Origin of the sequence: Streptomyces sp. HSG2 (genome assembly GCF_016598575.1) — a bacterium.
Taxonomy (GTDB): Bacteria; Actinomycetota; Actinomycetes; order Streptomycetales; family Streptomycetaceae; genus Streptomyces.
The window spans coordinates 1,034,822-1,054,584 of sequence record NZ_CP066801.1 but is presented as its reverse complement, the minus strand read 5'-3'; the positions used below and the strand labels follow the sequence as shown (position 1 = coordinate 1,054,584).

11 protein-coding genes and 2 pseudogenes are annotated in these 19,763 nt (G+C 71.2%); 11 read left to right on the top strand and 2 right to left on the bottom strand.

All coding sequences use genetic code 11. The features are described from left to right. Positions 1-136: 136 nt before the first annotated feature. From miaA to JEK78_RS04070, 9 genes and pseudogenes are all read left to right on the top strand, one after another. On the top strand, positions 137-1,075 hold the full coding sequence (gene miaA / locus JEK78_RS04110; protein ID WP_200262736.1) for a tRNA (adenosine(37)-N6)-dimethylallyltransferase MiaA: 939 nt from the start codon (positions 137-139) through the stop codon (positions 1,073-1,075). A 108-nt stretch (positions 1,076-1,183) separates the two neighbouring features. After that, the gene (locus JEK78_RS04105) at positions 1,184-1,654 is read left to right on the top strand and encodes a hypothetical protein (RefSeq protein WP_200263984.1); all 471 of its coding nucleotides are present in this window, start codon (positions 1,184-1,186) and stop codon (positions 1,652-1,654) included. Positions 1,655-1,707: 53 nt separating this feature from the next. Beyond that, positions 1,708-2,601 carry a diaminopimelate epimerase gene (gene dapF / locus JEK78_RS04100; RefSeq protein ID WP_200262735.1) on the top strand — a complete coding sequence of 298 codons (894 nt, stop codon included), beginning with the start codon at positions 1,708-1,710 and terminating at the stop codon, positions 2,599-2,601. A gap of 169 nt (positions 2,602-2,770) precedes the next feature. Then, entirely contained in the window at positions 2,771-4,966 is a 2,196-nt protein-coding gene (locus JEK78_RS04095) for an HD domain-containing protein (protein WP_200262734.1), read from the top strand. Positions 4,967-5,071: 105 nt separating this feature from the next. Further along, complete coding sequence (locus tag JEK78_RS04090; RefSeq protein WP_200262733.1) at positions 5,072-6,571, top strand: M1 family metallopeptidase; 1,500 nt, start codon at positions 5,072-5,074, stop codon at positions 6,569-6,571. Between the two features lie 186 nt (positions 6,572-6,757). Beyond that, positions 6,758-8,248, top strand: coding sequence for a GTPase HflX (gene hflX, locus JEK78_RS04085; protein WP_200262732.1), 1,491 nt, complete (start codon positions 6,758-6,760; stop codon positions 8,246-8,248). A gap of 374 nt (positions 8,249-8,622) precedes the next feature. Beyond that, positions 8,623-10,320 carry an IucA/IucC family protein gene (locus tag JEK78_RS04080; RefSeq protein WP_242483256.1) on the top strand — a complete coding sequence of 566 codons (1,698 nt, stop codon included), beginning with the start codon at positions 8,623-8,625 and terminating at the stop codon, positions 10,318-10,320. Positions 10,321-10,567: 247 nt separating this feature from the next. Continuing rightward, a pseudogene (locus tag JEK78_RS23195) lies at positions 10,568-11,092 on the top strand (GNAT family N-acetyltransferase); the annotation flags it as partial. Between the two features lie 564 nt (positions 11,093-11,656). Continuing rightward, entirely contained in the window at positions 11,657-13,633 is a 1,977-nt protein-coding gene (locus JEK78_RS04070; protein WP_200262730.1) for an ATP-dependent DNA helicase, read from the top strand. Positions 13,634-13,798: 165 nt separating this feature from the next. Here the strand turns inward: JEK78_RS04070 and lexA are convergent, their stop codons facing one another. After that, positions 13,799-14,578 carry a transcriptional repressor LexA gene (gene lexA / locus JEK78_RS04065; RefSeq protein ID WP_200262729.1) on the bottom strand — a complete coding sequence of 260 codons (780 nt, stop codon included), beginning with the start codon at positions 14,576-14,578 and terminating at the stop codon, positions 13,799-13,801. Between the two features lie 519 nt (positions 14,579-15,097). Between lexA and nrdR the strand changes: the two are divergent. Both nrdR and JEK78_RS04055 read left to right on the top strand, forming a co-directional pair. Then, a pseudogene (nrdR, locus tag JEK78_RS04060) lies at positions 15,098-15,532 on the top strand (transcriptional regulator NrdR); the annotation flags it as partial. Positions 15,533-15,779: 247 nt separating this feature from the next. Beyond that, complete coding sequence (locus JEK78_RS04055; protein ID WP_200262728.1) at positions 15,780-18,665, top strand: vitamin B12-dependent ribonucleotide reductase; 2,886 nt, start codon at positions 15,780-15,782, stop codon at positions 18,663-18,665. A 539-nt stretch (positions 18,666-19,204) separates the two neighbouring features. Here the strand turns inward: JEK78_RS04055 and JEK78_RS04050 are convergent. Then, a complete protein-coding gene (locus JEK78_RS04050; protein ID WP_200263982.1) occupies positions 19,205-19,738 on the bottom strand; it encodes a TerD family protein in 534 nt (177 codons plus the stop codon). Positions 19,739-19,763 lie beyond the last annotated feature (25 nt).

Genomic DNA, 19,763 nt, shown 5'->3' with positions numbered 1-19,763 from the left:
CCGGAGCGTCCGACGGGCGATCCGGGCGCCGCCGCGATCCGCCTCGGCGGAGGTCTCGCAACGGGCAACGACCTGGTCGGCGGAGCGTAACGTCGCTCGTTCGTGAGGGGGCCGCGAGGTTTGGGAGACTGTGACGGTGAGCAACGCAGCCCCCCGTCCCCGTGTCATCGCCGTAGTCGGCCCCACCGCCTCCGGCAAGTCGGACCTGGGTGTCCTCCTCGCCCGAACGCTCGGGGGCGAGGTCGTCAACGCGGACTCCATGCAGCTCTACCAGGGGATGGACATCGGCACCGCCAAGCTGACTGTTCGGGAACGTGCCGGGGTGCCCCATCATCTCCTCGACGTCTGGGACGTGACCGTCACCGCCTCCGCGGCGGAGTACCAACGCCTGGCCCGTGAGCGCGTCGACGCGCTCCTCGCCGCCGGGCGGTGGCCGATCCTGGTGGGTGGTTCGGGGTTGTACATCCGCGCGGCCGTGGACGACCTCCGCTTCCCGGGGACCGACCCCCAGGTCCGGTCCCGGCTGGAGGAGGAGCTGACCCTTCGTGGGGCGGCGGTGCTGCACGAACGGCTCTCCGCCGTCGACCCCGGGGCCGCGCGTGCCATCCTGCCCGGCAACGGTCGTAGGATCGTGCGCGCGCTCGAGGTGATCGAGATCACCGGTCGCCCCTTCACCGCCACTCTCCCCGGGCCCGACCCCGTGTACGAGACGATCCAGATCGGCATCGACGTGCCCCGCCCGGAACTCGACGAGCGCATCGCGCGGAGGGTGGATCGCATGTGGGAAGCGGGCCTGGTGGAGGAAGTGCGGGCGCTTGAGGCCGTGGGTCTGCGCGACGGGCTCACCGCGGCGCGCGCGCTGGGCTACCGGCAGCTCCTCGACGCGTTCGCCGGGACCTGTTCGCAGGCCGAGGCGCGGGACGCCACGGTACGGGCGACCAAGCGTTTCGCGCGGCGTCAGGACGCGTGGTTCCGGCGAGATTCCCGCGTGCACTGGCTGAGCGGAGCGGAGGCCCACGCCGCGCGGTTGCCGGGGCTCGCTCTGTCCGTGGTGGAGGGACCGGTCACAGCCTGATCACGTCCTGGCATCGGGACGCTCAGGCCGCCTCCCGGGGGCCTGTCGCCGTGCCATCATCGAGCATCGATCGACCGAGCGAGACCCGAGTTGGGAGGGCGTGTGGCGATGGAGGCCGGCCCTCGCGACGCCGCGACGAGCACCGAGCACGTCGCCACCGACGGCGGAGTACCGACACCGGAGGGGACCGGACTGAGCTCCGACGGACCCGAGTCCGACGAGATGTACGAGGGCGGCGAGGTCGACGAGGTCGAGTTGCGCCCGCGAAGGCGGCTGCGGTTCTGGCAGATCGCCCCGACGGTGTCGCTGGCCGCGGTCGGGTCGTTGATGTTCGCCTTCCCGCTCGCCTTCGACTTCGGTGACAGCGGCGCGGTGATCGCGATGCTGGGCCTGTTGATCTGTCTGTGCGCGGCGGGTTGGGGTACCACGGTGGCCGGTCGGGTCGGCTACTCCTGGCCGGGTCTGCCACAGCACGGGTCCGGTCGCCGACCGGACTGGCGGGTCGTGCTTCTCTACACGGTGGTGGTCACGGGCGCGGTCGCCCTGGCGATCTGGAGGGTCGCGCGCCTCCGCGGCTGACGGTGGCCCGTCGTCCCGGGCACCTCCGCGCCGTGAACCCGTACGATCGGGGGATGAGCACACGCACGGGGATTCCCTTTCTCAAGGGGCACGGCACAGAGAACGACTTCGTGATCCTTCCCGACCCTGAGAACGCGTTGGAGCTGCCTCCGGCCGTCGTCGCGGCGCTCTGCGACCGTCGCTCCGGACTGGGGGCCGACGGACTCCTGCACGTGGTCCGCTCGGCGGCCCACCCGGACGCCCGGGAGATGGCGGGCCACGCGGAGTGGTTCATGGACTATCGCAACGCGGACGGCTCGCTCGCCGAAATGTGCGGAAACGGGGTGCGGGTCTTCGCGCACTACCTCCGGCGTGCCGGGCTCGTCACCCAGAACACCCTGAGCATCGCCACCCGCGCCGGGGTCAGGGCGGTGCGGTTCGCCGCCGACGGAGCGGTCACCGTGGGGATGGGCCGCGTGGCGCTTCCCGGCGGAGAGGTCACGGTAAACGTCGACGGCAGGCAGTGGTCGGCGACCCACGTCGACATGGGCAACCCGCACGCCGTGGCCCACGTACTCGACCTCGCTCATGCCGGGGACCTGCGCGCGGCGCCCTCGGTGCGCCCGACGACCACCTACCCCGACGGGGTCAATGTCGAGTTCGTGGTGGACCAAGGGCCCCGACACGTTGCCATGAGGGTCCACGAGCGGGGGTCGGGCGAGACGCGCTCGTGCGGCACCGGTGCCTGCGCGGTCGCGGTTTCCGCGGCCCGCCGGGACGGCGTCGACCCGGCGGTCACGGGCCTCCCGGTGTCGTACACGGTCGATGTTCCCGGAGGTACTCTGATGATCACCGAGCGACCGGACGGCGAGATCGAGATGACCGGCCCGGCCGTCATCGTCGCCGAGGGCGAGATCGATCCCCAAGCGCTGGCGACGGGCCCGCACACCGGAAACGTCCACCGCTGAGGCTTCGCTCGAATGGGTGATCCGTTTCACGCTTGGTGAGAGGCGGTCGGTCGTACGTGATGGGCTCGATAGCATCAAGCACCGGCCCGTCCGGGGGACCGGCACCCGCCTCTGAGCCGTGTCCGCCCCGGGGCGCCCCGTTCGCCGGTCGACGCAGCCGGAGGTGCCCATGAACGCGGAGGCCACGAATCCCGCGGGTTCGCGCCCCGTCGAGCCGGAGTCCGAAGGCGGGGCCGAGGCGCCGTCGCCGCCGGCCGCCCGCAGGAGAGCACGACCCCGGCTGGATCTTCGCCGACTCGGGCGCGCCGCGCTCCTGGGCCCCGGCGGACGGGACCGACTGCCCGCGGCCATCGGCCACGTCGCCGAGGCCCACCGGGCCCACCATCCCGACGCCGATCTCGACGCCTTGCGCCGTGCCTATCTGCTCGCCGAGTCCTCGCACCGAGGTCAGACGCGCAAGAGCGGCGAGCCGTACATCACCCACCCCTTGGCCGTCACCCTGATCCTCGCCGAACTCGGCGCGGAGACGACGACGTTGACCGCCTCACTCCTGCACGACACCGTGGAGGACACCGAGGTCACCCTCGACCAGGTCCGCGACGAGTTCGGCGAGGAGGTGCGTTATCTGGTCGACGGCGTCACCAAACTGGAGAAGGTCGACTACGGCGCCGCCGCCGAGCCGGAGACCTTCCGCAAGATGCTCGTGGCCACCGGCAACGACGTCCGGGTCATGTCGATCAAGCTCGCCGACAGGCTGCACAACATGCGCACCCTGGGGGTGATGCGGCGCGAGAAGCAGGAGCGGATCGCCCGAGTGACCCGGGACGTCCTCATCCCGCTGGCGGAGCGGCTCGGGGTCCAGGCACTCAAGACCGAGTTGGAGGACCTGGTCTTCGCCGTCCTCCATCCCGGGGAACACGCCGAGACGCGCGGCCTGATCGCGGAGAACGCCGCCGCGCCGGCGGACCCGCTCGCCGAGACCGCCGAGGACGTCCGAGCGGTCCTACGGGACGCCGACATCGCCGCCGAGGTGCTGATTCGGCCACGCCATGTCGTGTCCGTGCACCGGGTCGCCCGGAAGCGGGGCCCGCTGCGCGGCGCGGACTTCGGTCGGCTGCTGGTGCTCGTGCAGGAGGACGCGGACTGCTACGCCGTCCTGGGCGAGCTGCACACCTGCCTGACGCCGGTCGTGGCGGAGTTCAAGGACTTCATCGCGGTCCCCAAGTTCAACCTCTATCAATCCCTGCACACCGCCGTTGCCCGGGCGTCCGACGGAGAGGTGGTCGAGGTCCTCATCCGCACACACCAGATGCACAGCGTCGCCGAAGCGGGAGTCGTCGCCCTGGGCAACCCGTACGCCCACCCGACGGAGGAGCAGCAGACGAAGGAAGGCGAGGAAAGGGCGGACCCCACCCGACCCGGCTGGCTCTCGCGGTTGCTGGACTGGCAGCGTGCCGCTCCGGACCCCGACACCTTCTGGTCCACGCTCCGGGAGGACCTCGCGCAGGATCGGGAGATCACGGTGTTCCGGCCGGACGGCGTGACACTGGGCCTGCCGGAGGGGGCGACGTGTGTGGACGCCGCGTACGCGCAGTACGGCGAGGACGCGCACGCCTGCATCGGGGCGCGGGTCAACGGTCGGTTGGCCCCCATGGGCACGGTGCTGCGGGACGGCGACCGGATCGAAGCCCTGATGGGGCAGGACCCGGCCACCGAGCCCTCCCGAGAGTGGCTGGAGCACGCCCGCACCCCCGGCGCGCGGATCGCCATTCAGCGACGCCTCGCCCATTCCGCCGCGCGGACGGAGGAGGAAGGTGCCGCGGAGCCGGAACACGGCGACCGCGGACGCCGCGGCGGCGGGGAACGATCGGCGGCCCGGACTCCCGACACCCGACCCACCCGGGCGAGCGGACCCGACGTTCGCGTCGAGCCACCCGGCCCGCCCGCTCGGCCGGCCGGCTGCTGCACGCCCGTTCCCCCCGACGAGATCACCGGCTTCGCGGTGCGCGGGGGCGTGGTGACCGTGCACCGCGTGGACTGCGCCGTGGTGTCGCGGATGCGTGGCTCGGGGCGTACCGAGGTCACCGTGCGGTGGGGCGACACGGCCGAGTGTCGGGTCACTCTCCTGGCCGAGTCCTTCGTCCGCCCGCATCTTCTCGCCGATCTCACCGAGGCCATGGCCTCGGCCGGCGCCGAGATCGTCTCCGCCACGGTGGAACCCCCCGACCACCAGCGCGTCCGCCATACCTACACCGTCCGACTCGCCGACGCGGCGTTGCTGCCCTCCCTCATGCGGGCCATGCGCGACGTGGCAGGGGTGTACGACGTCAACCGTTCGCAGACCGGATCCTCCGGTCGCCGCTGACGGGGTCGGAACTCACGGCCCGCGCTCCCTCCCGGGCGACCCGTTCGAGTGGGAGCGGCGCGCCTCTCCGCCCCCCGGCCGCGGCGCGCTGGTAGCCGTGGGTCCATGCCCCACACTCCCCACCCCCGCCGCCCGCGTCGGCGCACGGCGGTGGCGCTGCTCGCCGCCGCCGTGTCGGTCTCCTGTCTCGCCGCGTTCGCGGCGCCGCCGACGCCGTTGGGTGTCGGCGACCGGCTCTTCCCCCACCTGGGCAACCCCGGGTACGACGTGATCGCGTACGACCTGTCTTTCACCTACTCCGGGGACAACCGGGCGCCACTGGAGGCGCTGACCAGGATCGACGCCCGGGTGACGACGGACCTGCGGCGGATCAACCTGGACTTCGCGCGGGGGCGGGTCACCTCGGTGCGCGTCGGTGGGGAACCGGCCGCCTTCGTCGGGGCGGGCGAGGATCTCGTGGTCACCCCGAGAAAGGGTGTCACCGCCGGGCAGCGGATCCGGATCACCGTGCGGCACACCAGCGAGCCGCACCACGCGACGAGCCGCCCCGGTGGGTGGGTGCGGACCTCGGACGGTCTCGTCATGGCCAACCAGGCGGACGCCGCCCATCTGGTGTTCCCCTGCAACGACCACCCCTCCGACAAGGCGATGTTCACCGTGAAGGTGACCACCCCGCGCGGGCACACCGCGGTCGCCGCCGGTCTGCCGGTCGGGGTCGGAGAGGGCCCGGACCCCGATACGACCACCTGGCGGTACCGGACACTCCACCCCATGGCCACCGAACTCGCCCAGGTGTCCATCGGCCGTTCCGCCGTGCTCCGGCGCGCCGGCCCCCGCGGGCTGCGCGTCCGCGACGTGGTGCCCGTCGGCGACGAGGAGACGATGGAGCCGTGGCTGGCCCGGACTCCCGACCACATCGCGTGGATGGAGGACCGGCTCGGCCCGTATCCGCTGGAGGCCTACGGGGTGCTGGTGGCCGACGCCACCACCGGATTCGCCCTTGAGACCCAGACACTCTCGCTGGTGGAGCGACGCCTGTTCACCGAGCCCGCCCTTCCCTCCTGGTACGTCGAGTCGATCATGGTGCACGAGCTCGCCCACCAGTGGTTCGGCAACAGTGTCACCCCTCGGACCTGGTCCGACCTCTGGCTCAGCGAAGGCCACGCCACCTGGTACGAGGCACTCCACGCCCAGGATGTCGCCGACAGGTCGCTGGTCGCCAGGATGAAGACGGCCTACGCCGCCTCCGACCGTTGGCGGGCGGCGGGCGGCCCCCCGGGAGAGCCGGAGCCGCCCCGGCCCTCCGACAGGAACGGCATCTTCCGCCCCAACGTCTACGACGGAGCCGCGTTGGTGCTCTACGCGCTGCGCCAGGAGATCGGCCCGGCCGCCTTCGCGAGGGTGCAACGGGCATGGGTGAGCCGCCACCGCGACTCCACGGCGGGCACGGCCGACTTCGTCGACCTCGCCTCACGGATCGCAGGCCGGGATCTGGCGGTCTTTCTCCACGCCTGGCTGTACGACGAGAAGACCCCACCGATGCCCGGGCATCCGGACTGGCGGTCCCGGGTGCCTGCGGCCCCCGACGGACCGACGGACGGATAAGGCGGTGACGCCGACCACGTTTCGTGCGAGCATCGAGGAGACGTCGGGGTCCGCCGGCACACGGGGGCACGACAGGTCGGGGGCGTCGCCCCGCCGACCCGCTGCCGCCGGCGCCCCGGGAATCGCCCGGGGGCGCTCGCGCGTTGACCATGACGACACCACCCGTCCCGCTACCCGAAGGACCCAATGACCGCCTCTTCTTCCCCTTCCCAGGAGACCGGGCGCACTGCCCGCGGCTATTCCGAAGGCCTCCGGGCCGATGCTCTGATGGAGGAGGACGTCGCCCGGAGCCACGAGATCGACGAGAATCGCGACGGCGATCAGTTCGACCGTTCCGACCGGGCTGCGCTGCGGCGGATCCCGGGCCTGTCCACCGAGCTCGAGGACGTCACCGAGGTCGAGTACCGACGGCTCCGCTTGGAGCGCGTGGTGCTCGTGGGCGTGTGGACCTCCGGTACGGCGCGGGACGCCGAGAACTCCCTCGCCGAACTGGCGGCCCTCGCGGAGACCGCGGGCGCGCTGGTCCTGGACGGCGTGGTACAGCGTCGGGACAAACCCGACGCGGCGACCTACATCGGCTCGGGCAAGGCCGAGGAACTGCGTGACGTCGTCCACGAGACGGGGGCCGACACCGTCATCTGCGACGGCGAGCTCAGCCCCGGCCAGCTGATCCAGCTGGAGGACGTGGTCAAGGTCAAGGTCATCGACCGTACCGCCCTGATCCTCGACATCTTCGCCCAGCACGCCAAGTCCCGCGAGGGCAAGGCGCAGGTGGCGCTCGCGCAGATGCAGTACATGCTGCCGCGACTCCGCGGGTGGGGTCAGTCTCTGTCCCGACAGATGGGCGGCGGCCGGGGCGGCCTCGCCACCCGAGGGCCCGGCGAGACCAAGATCGAGACGGATCGTCGACGGATCCGCGAGAAGATGGCGAAGATGCGCCGGGAGATCGCGGAAATGAAGACAGGCCGCGACATCCAGCGTCGCGAACGCCATCGGCACAAGGTCCCCTCCGTGGCGATCGCCGGGTACACCAACGCCGGCAAGTCCTCGCTCCTCAACCGTCTCACCGGGGCGGGCGTGCTGGTGGAGAACGCCCTCTTCGCCACTCTTGACCCCACGGTGCGACGGGCCGAAACGCCCGGCGGACGTCACTACACCCTGGCCGACACCGTCGGCTTCGTCCGACACCTGCCGCACCACCTCGTCGAGGCGTTCCGCTCCACGATGGAGGAAGTCGCCGAATCCGATCTCATCCTGCACGTGGTCGACGGCACACACCCCGTCCCCGAGGAGCAGTTGGCGGCGGTGCGCGAGGTGATCCGCGAGGTCGGCGCCACCGACGTCCCGGAGATCGTCGTGATCAACAAGGCGGATCTGGCGGACCCGCTGGTGTTGCAGCGACTGCTGCGGGTCGAGAAGCGCTCTCTGGTGGTCTCCGCCCGCAGTGGCGAGGGCATGGAGGAACTCCTCGCCCGGATCGACGAGGAACTGCCCCGTCCGTCCGTCGAGATCGAGGCCCTCGTGCCCTACACCCGCGGCACGCTGGTCGCACGCGCCCACGACGAGGGCGAGGTCCTCTCGGAGGAACACACCAGCGACGGGACACTCCTCAAGGCCAGGGTGCACGAGGAGTTGGCCGCCGAGCTTCTCCCGTACGGGCCCGCACGGGCGGCCTGAGCCATCGGGCGGTGGCGGTGCGGCACGCCCCCGCCCGATCGCTCCGACACCCGTAACCGGAACCCTCCCCGGCGGTTGATCACCGGGGGCCGTCGACCGGTGCGGCTCCCGGTGCGGAGCGCGGCGGGGACGTCCGCTCTCCCCGGAGTCGGGAGGTCGACGTGGTGGAAGGCGCGACGGGCGTGCGCCAGGCCGGAGAACCCCTCTCACCCGACCGGATCGCGGCGCGGGAGAGCGGGGCGCCGCGCGTTCCGCTCCCTGGCTCCGGGCCCTGGCGGGCCCAAGCCCATCGGCCTTCCGGCAAGGCCTCCCCGGCCGCCGCCCGCCCAGACGCTCCAGCCTCGACGGCCGAGGCTCGGGCACAGGCGGCGGCGGTGGAGAACCTGCTGCGGTGCTGGGTCCGCGAGACCGATCTGCCCGAACCGACAGACGGCCTTCTCCGACTCCCGTCCCCCACCGGCGAAGCGGCCTTGGTCGCACCGGTCGCGTACTGGTCGCCGACCGGATGGCACCGGTTCGAAGCGGTGCGCCCCGCCGACTCGCCCGACCACACGACGCCGGTCCGCGGGGCCGCCATCGCGGCACTGCTCGCCACGGACCTCGCGGGTCGGGGCGCGAGGGGCGCCGCCGACCTCGTCGCACGCGTCGACGACTCGGCCCGCCGCACCGCTCTCATTCTCCGGGAGCGCCTACCGGAGGCGGCAAAGACGAGCGGGGCAGGCCCAGCCGACCTCTTCCTCACCGCCGAACAGGCACTGCTGCTGGGACATCCGACGCACCCCGCGCCTAAGAGCCGTGAAGGGCTCACCGAGGAGGAGACCCTGCGCTACTCGCCCGAGCTGCGGGGTGCCTTCCCGTTGCACTGGTTGTCCGTCGCGCCTGAGGTCTCGGCGACGGACTCCGCCTGGTCCCAGGGTGGCCGGACCGTCCCGGCGGCCCGGCTCGTCTCGCGTCTGGCCGGGGCGGTGCCGACGCCCTCGCCGGGCCACACTCTGCTGCCCGTGCACCCCTGGCAGATGAGGCAGATCCGGGATCGCCCCGACCTGGCCGGCCTCCTCGACAGCGGACTGCTCCGAGACCTCGGCGTCGCGGGCGAACCCTGGCACCCCACGTCCTCGCTGCGGACCGTGCACCGAACCGGTTCCCCCGCCATGCTCAAGCTGTCGTTGGCACTCCGGATCACCAACTCCCGCAGGGAGAACCTCCGCAAGGAGCTGCATCGCGGGGCGGAGATGCACCGGTTGCTGCGCGCCGGACTGGCGCGCGAGTGGCACGCGGCGCACCCGGGCTTCGACATCGTGAGGGACCCGGCCTGGATCGGCGTGGACGCGGCCGACGGCGGGGCGCTGCGCGGGCTCGACGTGGTCATCCGACACAACCCCTTCGCCCCGACCGACGATGTCGCCTGCCTCGCGGGGCTCGTCGCCCCGCGACCGGACGGATCGCCGGTGGAGGGTTCGCGCCTGTCGGACATCGTCACCGCCGGCGCCGAGCGGACCGGCCGGCCCCGCGATGTCGTCGGGACGGAGTGGTTCCTGCGCTACCTGGAGCGGGTCGTCGCCCCTGTGCTGTGGCTGGACGAGGAGGTCGGTATCGCTCTGGAGGCACACCAGCAGAACACCCTGGTACTCCTCGACGACGAGGGGTGGCCGATCGGCGGTCGCCACCGCGACAATCAGGGCTACTACTACCGGGAGTCCGGCCGAGCCGAACTCGACGCCCGGCTGCCGGGCATCGGGGAGCACAGCGACACCTTCGTCGCGGACGAGGTCGCCGACGAACGCCTCGCCTACTACCTCGGTGTCAACAACGTCTGCGGTCTGATCGGCGCTTTCGGCTCCCAGCGCCTGGCGGACGAGCGGGTGTTGCTGGACGCCTTTCGTCGTTTCCTCGCCCGTCCCGTCGCGCCGGGGAGACGACGCCACGGCGCGCTCCGTCCCCTGCTGCTCGACTCGCGCGTCCTGCGGTGCAAGGCGAACCTGCTGACGCGGCTGCACGACCTCGACGAGCTCGAGGGCCCCGTCGACACCCAGTCCGTCTACGTGGCCCTCACCAATCCGCTGCGCTGTTGAGCACCTGGACGACGAGCCGGCGGCAGACACCCGACCCGGCACCCGACCCATCCGCCGCCCACGACGAGACGACTGGGAGCGAACCATGGCGCAGCGCGCCCCGGGAGCGGTCGAGACCCGGGACGCCCGGGCGGGCGTCGGTGCGTACTCCGACCGGCCGTGCGTGGAGCGAACCCCCACTCCCCCTCCGCCCGAGCGTGCGGGCCGTGCACCGGGGCTCGTCGAGGGCCGGCGCGTGTTGGCTTCCTGGGGACGGGTCGCCACCCCGGCCGGAGACTTCCGCCTCGTCCCGGTCCGTCCGGTCCGGGACCTTCCCCGGATCGTGGAGTGGATGGACGATCCCGAGGTGGCCCGGTTCTGGGGGCTCTCGGGCGACCCAGGCGCGGTGGCGGCGCACATTCGGACGCAGCTCCCCGGAGACGGACACAGCGTGCCGTGTCTGGGAACGCTGGAGGGCACTCCGATGAGCTACTGGGAGATTTACCGGGCCGATCTGGACCCGCTGGCCCGGTACGCCCCCGTACGGGCGCACGACATCGGAATCCACCTGCTCATCGGTGCCGCCGCCGACCGCGGGCGGGGTTTGGGCACGGTCCTGATCGCGGCGGTCGCCTCCCTGGTGTTCGCTCGTCGACCGCTGTGCTCACGCGTCCTGGCCGAACCCGACCTCCGCAACACGCGCTCTGTGGGGGCCTTCCTCGGTGCGGGCTTCCGCCGCGCCGAGGAGGTCGAGCTGCCGGGCAAGCGGGCGGTTCTGATGGTCAGAGAGCGCCACGCCTCCCACGAGGGACGAGATGCCCAGGGCACCGCCTCGGTGGTGTCGAAGCCTCGTGGAGCCGACCGGAAGACCCGCGCCACCCGCACCCGCCGCGAGGCGGGGGCGGGGCGGGCAGGTGGCGCAACCCCGCCGCACCAGCGGCAGACAGAAGCGAGAGACCGTACTCGAGCCGAAGCCCTCACGCTTTGGTGACGAGGCGGACCTTCCGGGCCGAAGTGCTCGGAATGCCGAGAGCCGCTGAGGCTCTGTGCAACGGGTGATGCGATCCCGCAGCTCGCACCGGCGGGATCCGGCCGATCCACGATCGCTCGACACGACGGTGCCGCGCGCCGTACGTCACGCACGGTGGCAGGTTCGCGGGTGCCCCGCCCGCGCCGGTGAGGCCGGGAGCCGCGCGCACCCCCCGTCGGTCGGCGGCGGGCCCGGGTCCGCGGTCGGGAGGTCTCCGCCTCCCGCCTCTGCCGTCGTGGGGAGCGTGCTCCCGTGGCGTCGCCGTCCGGCTCGAGCTCGCGGATCGCGGTCCGCGCTGTCGGTCCCGGGCCGTAAGGTGGTCGTGCCATGACGAAGCCCTCACTCGCCGCACTCCTGAACGCCGCCGTCGCCGCCGTGGGCGGTACCGAACGCCCTGGCCAGGTGACCATGGCCGAGGCCGTCGCCACGGCCGTCGAGACCGGCGGACACCTCTTGGTCCAGGCGGGGACCGGGACGGGCAAGTCGCTGGGATACCTGGTCCCCGCCCTGGCCCAGGGCGAGCGAGTGGTCGTGGCCACCGCCACCCTGGCGCTCCAGCGCCAGTTGGTGGAGCGGGACCTTCCGCGCACGGTGGAGGCCCTGCGTCCGCTCCTCCGCCGTCGCCCCGAGTTCGCCATGCTGAAGGGCAGGTCGAACTACCTCTGCCTGCACCGCCTTCACGAGGGCGTCCCCCGGGACGAGGAGGACGGCCTCTTCGACCAGTTCGAGGCCGCCGCCCCGACCAGCAGGCTTGGCGAGGACCTGCTCCGGGTGCGGGACTGGGCCGACGAGACGGAGACGGGGGACCGCGACGACCTGACTCCCGGCGTCTCGGACCGGGCGTGGTCGAGCGTGTCGGTGTCGTCCCGTGAGTGCCTGGGCGCGACCAAATGCGCGTACGGTCCGGAGTGCTTCGCCGAGGCCGCCCGTGAACGCGCCAGGCTCGCCGATGTCGTCGTCACCAACCACGCGCTGCTGGCCATCGACGCCCTGCAGGACGCGTCCGTCCTGCCCCGACACGAGGTGCTGATCGTCGATGAGGCACACGAACTCGTCTCGCGGGTGACGGGTGCCGCGACCGGCGAGTTGACCTCGGGCCAGGTCCACCGGGCGGTCCGCCGGGCCGCGAAGCTCGTCGACGAGAAGGCGGCCGACCAGCTCCAGACGGCGGCGGAGGGCTTCGAGAGGGTGATGGAGCTGGCGCTGCCCGGCCGCGTGGACGAGCTTCCGGAAGATCTCGCCTATGTCTTGTCGGCTCTGCGTGACGCCGCCCGACTGGCTCTCTCGACACTCGGGGCCACGAGGGACAAGTCCGGAGACGACGGGGACGTCGTACGCAGGCAGGCACTCGCCTCCGTCGAGAGCGTCCACGACGTCGCCGAGCGGATCGCCGGGGGGTCTGAGTGGGACGTCGTCTGGTATGAGCGCCACGAGCGCTTCGGTGCCTCATTGCGCGTCGCACCCCTGTCGGTGCGGGGCTTGCTGAGGGAGAAACTCTTCACCGATCGCACGGTCGTGTTGACCTCGGCGACCCTGAGGCTGGGCGGCGATTTCGACGGTGTGGCGGCATCGTTGGGCCTCTCCCCGGACGATGCCGGGGGAGAGGACGCACCGGAGTGGACCGGCGTCGACGTGGGTTCGCCCTTCGACTACCGTCGGCAGGGCATCCTCTATGTCGCCAGACACCTGGAGCGTCCGGCGCGCGACGCTGATCGCGGCGACATGCTGGACGAACTGACGGCCTTGGTCCGGGCGGCAGGTGGACGCACCCTCGGTCTGTTCTCGTCGATGCGCGCCGCACGCCTGGCTGCCGAGGAGCTGCGTTCACGGATCCCCGAGTTCCCCATTCTCCTGCAAGGGGAGGAGACGCTGGGCGAACTGATCAAGAGCTTTGCCGCCGATGCCCAGACCTGCCTGTTCGGGACCCTCTCGCTGTGGCAGGGCGTGGATGTTCCGGGACCCAATTGTCAGCTCGTGGTCATGGACAAGATCCCGTTCCCTCGCCCCGACGACCCCTTGATGAGCGCACGGCAAAGGGCCGTGGAGCAGAGTGGTGGCAATGGTTTCCTGACGGTCGCCGCGACGCACGCGGCCCTGCTCATGGCTCAGGGAGCGGGAAGGCTGATCCGCGCTTCCGACGACCGCGGGGTCGTCGCCGTACTCGACCCCCGTTTCGCGACAGCCCGGTACGGCAGGTACCTCGCGGCCTCGATGCCCGACTTCTGGTCCACCACGGACCGGGAGCAGGTACGCAGGTCGTTGGCGGCCATCGACGAGGCGGCCAGGCAGGCGGCGGAGGGCTGAGCGGGGCGCTCTGCGTGGCCAGGCGGGCACCGCGGGTTCGTCGCGGAAGGAGCCCCAGGCCGTTCCGGGCCGAGCCGGCCCAGGGGCCGGCGTTCGAAGGGGACGCCACTCGGGCCCCGGGGGCGCGCTCCGAGACCCGGGCCGCGGTGCCCTCGGCTCTCGCGCTCAGACCCGCCGGAGCACGGCCACGACCTTGCCGAGGATGGTCGCGTCGTCACCCGGAATCGGCTCATACGAGGCATTGTGCGGGAGCAGCCAGACATGCCCGTCCTCGCGCTTGAAGCGTTTGACGGTCGCCTCGCCGTCGAGCATCGCCGCCACGATGTCGCCGTTCTCCGCGACTGGCTGACGACGGACCGTGACCCAGTCGCCGTCGCAGATGGCTGCCTCGATCATCGAGTCGCCGACCACCTTGAGCACGAAGAGCTCGCCGTCGCCGACCAGCTGCCGGGGGAGGGGGAAGACGTCCTCGACGGACTCCTCCGCCAGGATCGGTCCGCCCGCGGCGATACGCCCGACCAGCGGCACGTACGACGCGGCGGGCTTCCCTGTGGTGTCCGCCGGCTGTGCCGACGAGGCCTGATCCGAACCGCGCACCTCGTAGGCCCGCGGCCGGTGGGGGTCACGGCGCAAGAAGCCCTTGCGTTCGAGCGCCATGAGCTGGTGGGCGACGGAGGACGTGCTGGACAGGCCCACCGCCTGGCCGATCTCGCGCATGGACGGCGGGTATCCCCGCCGCTGCACCGAGTCCCTGATCACCTCGATGACGCGGCGCTGCCGGTCGGTGAGCCCGGAGCTGTCCGCGCGAATGCCGGGAGGTCGGCCGGGCAGGGATCGCCTGGGCTCCTCGGGCGTCTCGGTTCCGCCCGCTGCCGGCACGGGTTCGAGCCGACCGGGGGAGCGGTCCTGCGCGGCGATGGCGGCACTGTCTGCTGTGGTGGTCACGTCGTCGGCCCCTCTCGATGGTCTCCCAGCAGCACAACGGTAGATGCTTTCGAAAGGTTGCGCCAAACACACGTTCGAGTGAAAATTCGCGGATCGCGGGACGAGTTCCTGTGCCCGGGTGTATGACGGCGGCGTTGTCCCACCTCTCTGCGCCCCCCGGTGTAGCGTGCGCCGCGATGGCTCCCGCACCTTCGTGGGGCACAGTCTGTCATCGCCCTGCGTGTGCCCGTGGCGTCGCGCCCCCGGCGCGGCGGCCCTTGCGAGGTCTCTTCGTCGACTCCCCGCGCCGGTGCGCGACACGCTCCCAGTGCTTCTCGGGTCGATGGGGACGCGGCGGCGCGTCGGGTGGCGATCCCCACATCTAGTGGTTGTATTGCGCTGACTGCCCACAAATTGTGGTTCCTCGGCCGACCCCGGGTCTTCGGCCTCCCGGGAATCGCCTATGCTGGGGCCTGCTTCGGGAGAGGGTCGAGCGGCCCTGCGAGGCCGTTGGGTTCGTTGTGAGGAGGGTTGGAGTAGATGCACTGCCCCTTCTGCAGGCATTCCGACAGTCGAGTGGTCGACAGTCGGACGACCGATGACGGGGCGTCGATTCGTCGGCGTCGGCAGTGCCCCGACTGTTCCCGGCGTTTCACCACCGTGGAGACCTGCTCGTTGATGGTGGTGAAACGGTCGGGAGTCACCGAGCCGTTCAGCCGCGCCAAGATCATCAATGGTGTGCGCAAGGCATGCCAGGGGCGACCCGTCACCGAGGACGCGCTCGCGCAGTTGGGGCAGCGGGTCGAGGAGGCGGTCCGGGCCACCGGAAGCGCCGAGCTCACCACCCACGAGGTGGGGCTGGCGATACTCGGCCCGCTTCAGGAGCTGGACCTCGTGGCCTACCTGCGTTTCGCCTCGGTCTATCGGGCCTTCGACTCGCTGGAGGATTTCGAAGCCGCCGTGGCGGAGCTCAGGCGGCGGCCGGGAGGGCCCGGCGACGCGGAGGAGCGCGCGGGCGACGCGCCCGCGCGTGTCACGACGGAGGTTCCCCGGAGCGCCGGCTGACCGGCGATTCGGCTCGGAGTGACACCCCCGGGGCCGGGACGGCTTCCGAAATACCCGCCGCGACCCCGGTGACAGGGCCCGCGGTAGCACAGAGAAACACCGTGTCCCGGGAACATCGGGGCATATCAGGGCGTTCTCGCCCGTACAGGGAGGCGGCATGACAGAGACGGCGAGTGGCCCGGCACGGAGTTCGCGTGCCAAGGGGGCCAAGGCGGGCAAGGGACTCCGCGTAGAGCGTGTCCACACCACTCCCGGGATTCACCCCTACGACGAGGTTGCCTGGGAGAGCCGCGACGTCGTCATGACCAACTGGCGCGACGGCTCGGTCAACTTCGAGCAGCGTGGCGTGGAGTTTCCCGACTTCTGGTCGGTGAACGCGGTCAACATCGTCACCAGCAAGTACTTCCGGGGCGCGGTGGGCACGCCGCAGCGTGAGACCAGCCTCAGGCAGCTGATCGACCGCATCGTCAGGACGTACCGGAAGGCCGGCGAGGAGCACGCGTACTTCGCCTCGCCCGCCGATGCCGAGATCTTCGAGCACGAGTTGGCGTACGCCCTACTGCACCAGGTCTTCAGCTTCAACAGCCCCGTCTGGTTCAACGTCGGCACCAGCCAGCCCCAGCAGGTGTCCGCCTGCTTCATCCTCTCCGTGGACGACTCCATGGAGTCGATCCTCAACTGGTACAAGGAAGAGGGGATGATCTTCAAGGGCGGGTCCGGCGCCGGTCTGAACCTCTCCCGTATCCGCTCCTCCAAGGAACTGCTCTCCTCCGGAGGCAATGCCTCCGGGCCCGTCTCCTTCATGCGGGGTGCCGACGCCTCCGCCGGCACCATCAAGTCCGGGGGCGCCACGCGCCGTGCCGCCAAGATGGTCGTCCTCGATGTGGATCACCCCGACATCCAGGACTTCGTCGAGACGAAGGTGAAGGAGGAGGAGAAGATCCGTGTACTGCGCGACGCGGGCTTCGACATGGACCTGGGCGGCGACGACATCACCTCCGTCCAGTACCAGAACGCCAACAACTCCGTGCGTGTCAACGACGCCTTCATGACCGCCGTCGAACAGGGTGGGAAGTTCGGCCTCCGGGCTCGGATGACCGGCGAGGTCATCGACGAGGTGGACGCGCGCGGCCTCTTCCGGAAGATCGCCGAGGCCGCGTGGGCCTGTGCCGACCCGGGGATCCAGTACGACGACACCATCAACAACTGGCACACCTGCCCCGAGTCCGGCCGCATCACGGCGTCGAACCCGTGCAGCGAGTACATGCACCTGGACAACACGTCCTGCAACCTCGCCTCGCTGAACCTGATGAAGTTCCTCAAGGACGACGGGCGGGGCCACCAGTCCTTCGAGACGGAGCGTTTCCAGAAGATCGTCGAGTTGGTCATCACGGCCATGGACATCTCGATCTGCTTCGCCGACTTCCCCACCCAGGCCATCGGCGACAACACGCGTGCGTTCCGCCAGCTCGGAATCGGCTACGCCAACCTCGGAGCCCTGCTCATGGCCACCGGCCATGCCTACGACTCCGACGGGGGACGGGCGTTGGCCGGGGCCATCACCTCCCTGATGACGGGCACCGCCTACCGGCGCTCCGCCGAACTGGCCGCCGTGGTGGGTCCGTACGACGGGTACGCGCGCAACGCGGACGCGCACAAGCGGGTCATGAAGCAGCACGCCGACGCGAACGGCGCGGCCACGCGCATGGACGACCTAGACAACCCCGTGTGGGCCGCGGCGACCGAGGCCTGGCAGGACGTCCAGCGGCTGGGAGCGAAGAACGGCTTCCGCAACTCCCAGGCCTCCGTCCTCGCTCCGACCGGAACCATCGGTCTGGCCATGTCCTGTGACACCACCGGCGTCGAGCCGGACCTCGCCCTGGTCAAGTTCAAGAAGCTGGTCGGCGGCGGCTCGATGCAGATCGTCAACGGCACCGTCCCGCAGGCCTTGCGCCGCCTGGGCTACCAGGAGGAGCAGATCGAGGCGATCGTCGCCCACATCGCCGAGCACGGCAACGTGGTCGACGCCCCGGGGCTCAAGGCCGAACACTACGAGGTGTTCGACTGCGCCATGGGCGAGCGTTCCATCTCCCCGATGGGTCACGTCCGCATGATGGCCGCGATCCAGCCCTGGATCTCGGGCGCCATCTCCAAGACGGTCAACATGCCCGAGTCGGCGACCGTCGAGGAGGTGGAGGAGATCTACTTCGAGGCGTGGAGGCTCGGAGTGAAGGCGCTCGCGATCTACCGCGACAACTGCAAGGTGGGCCAGCCCCTCTCCGCCAAGAAGAAGGAGGAGGGCAAGCGGGCCGCGCCCGAGGCGTCCGACAAGGCCGTCACCGAGAAGGTCGTCGAGTACCGCCCCGTCCGCAGGCGGCTGCCCAAGGGGCGTCCCGGCATCACCACGTCCTTCACGGTGGGTGGCGCCGAGGGCTACATGACCGCGAACTCCTACCCGGACGACGGCCTGGGCGAGGTCTTCCTCAAGATGTCCAAGCAGGGGTCGACCCTCGCGGGCATGATGGACGCCTTCTCCATCGCGGTCTCCGTCGGCCTCCAGTACGGTGTGCCGTTGGAGACCTACGTGGCGAAGTTCACCAACATGCGCTTCGAACCGGCCGGGATGACGGACGATCCGGACGTGCGCATGGCCCAGTCGATCGTGGACTACATCTTCCGTCGGCTGGCGTTGGACTTCCTCCCCTTCGAGACCCGGTCCGCCCTCGGCATCCACTCCGCCGAGGAGCGCCAGCGTCATCTTGAGACGGGCTCCTACGAGCCCTCCGACGACGAGTTGGACGTCGAGGGCCTCGCCCAGTCCGCGCCGCGTGCCCTGGAGCCGAAGGCCGTAGGTGACGCGCGGACGGGCGCCGAGTCGGTCAAGCCCGCACCCGGGCAGGCTCACACCAGTGCGGAACTGGTGGAGATGCAGATGGGGTTCCAGGCCGACGCGCCGCTCTGCTTCTCCTGCGGCACCAAGATGCAGCGCGCCGGGTCCTGCTACATCTGCGAGGGGTGTGGCTCGACCAGCGGCTGCAGCTGACAACCGACGGCCCGCCGACCGGTCACGTCCACGACCGTCGAGAGGGCCGAGCGAGCGGGGCACCGACCACGATCGGTGCCCCGCTCGACGTCGTTCCGGAGTGCGGGACCGAACGCGGGTCGCCTCGGTCACGGATCTCGGGTTCGAGCAGGTCACGGTCCGCCCGGTGGGTGGGACGACCCGGTGGCCGGGACGCCGGATCAGTCGTCCCCCCGGCCTCGCGGGCGGCGGGAAGCGCCGGAGGACGAGTCGCGGGGTGGGGAGTCGCTCTACGGATCGGACGGCTTGCGCCGCTGGTTCCCCGGTACCTCCGATGTTCCCGCTCCTGCCCAGCCGCTCCTGGCGGACCGCCGGGGGTGGTTGGGGGGAAGGGGCGGCTCCGACCGGGACGTGCGCGAGCTCCGCGCCGAGCGGGCCGACCGGCCGTCGTCGTGAAGAACGAGAAGTGTCGCCGAGCCTGACGCGTTGCCAGGGGCCGAGTGGGTACGGACGCCGGGGCGGGGCGGGCGCCGCCCGTAGCCCCGGGTCGATCCTGGGCGTCAGGCGCCGCCCGCTCCGCCCATCGTGCGGGTGAAGCTGGTCGGTTCTCCGTCGAACCCGCGCACTCCCGGATGGAAGACCCACGCGCCGCCGCCGTCTCGCCTGAACTCGGCGACGGTGGCCGCCACGGCCTCCGGAACCCCGGCGAAGTCGTCGACGGCCAAGTCGGCATAGCCTTCGCGGATGCGCAGCCCGGGGCGGCTGACCTGGGCGAAGGCGCGGCGCCCCCAGCGTTGCTGGATGGCGACGCCCACCACCACACGGGCGTACCGCGGGTCCAGTCGCTCCAGCTCGAGTGTCATGACCTCGTCGAACCCGAAGCCCTTGCCGTCCCTGCTGTCCCTGTCGAGTCCGATCGTCCCGTCGGGGGAGCGGCTGTCGAAGTGCACCACGTAGACCGGCTCGCCGTACGGGGACCCGGTCGAGTACGTCGCGGCCACGAGATCCAGGTCGGTGGGAGACTGCCCGGCCGGGCTCGGATCCCACCGGAGGGCCACCTCGACCTTGCCGATGCCCTTGCTCAGGTCGTCCACGGCGCTGTCCTCCAAGCGTCTCGGT

Excerpts from the sequence above, each read along its gene's own strand:
- JEK78_RS04105 (WP_200263984.1), top strand. The coding sequence starts at position 1,184 with ATGGAGGCCGGCCCTCGCGACGCCGCGACGAGCACCGAGCACGTCGCC.
- dapF (WP_200262735.1), top strand. The coding sequence starts at position 1,708 with ATGAGCACACGCACGGGGATTCCCTTTCTCAAGGGGCACGGCACAGAG.
- JEK78_RS04095 (WP_200262734.1), top strand. The coding sequence starts at position 2,771 with ATGAACGCGGAGGCCACGAATCCCGCGGGTTCGCGCCCCGTCGAGCCG.
- JEK78_RS04090 (WP_200262733.1), top strand. The coding sequence starts at position 5,072 with ATGCCCCACACTCCCCACCCCCGCCGCCCGCGTCGGCGCACGGCGGTG.
- hflX (WP_200262732.1), top strand. The coding sequence starts at position 6,758 with ATGACCGCCTCTTCTTCCCCTTCCCAGGAGACCGGGCGCACTGCCCGC.
- JEK78_RS04070 (WP_200262730.1), top strand. The coding sequence starts at position 11,657 with ATGACGAAGCCCTCACTCGCCGCACTCCTGAACGCCGCCGTCGCCGCC.
- JEK78_RS04055 (WP_200262728.1), top strand. The coding sequence starts at position 15,780 with ATGACAGAGACGGCGAGTGGCCCGGCACGGAGTTCGCGTGCCAAGGGG.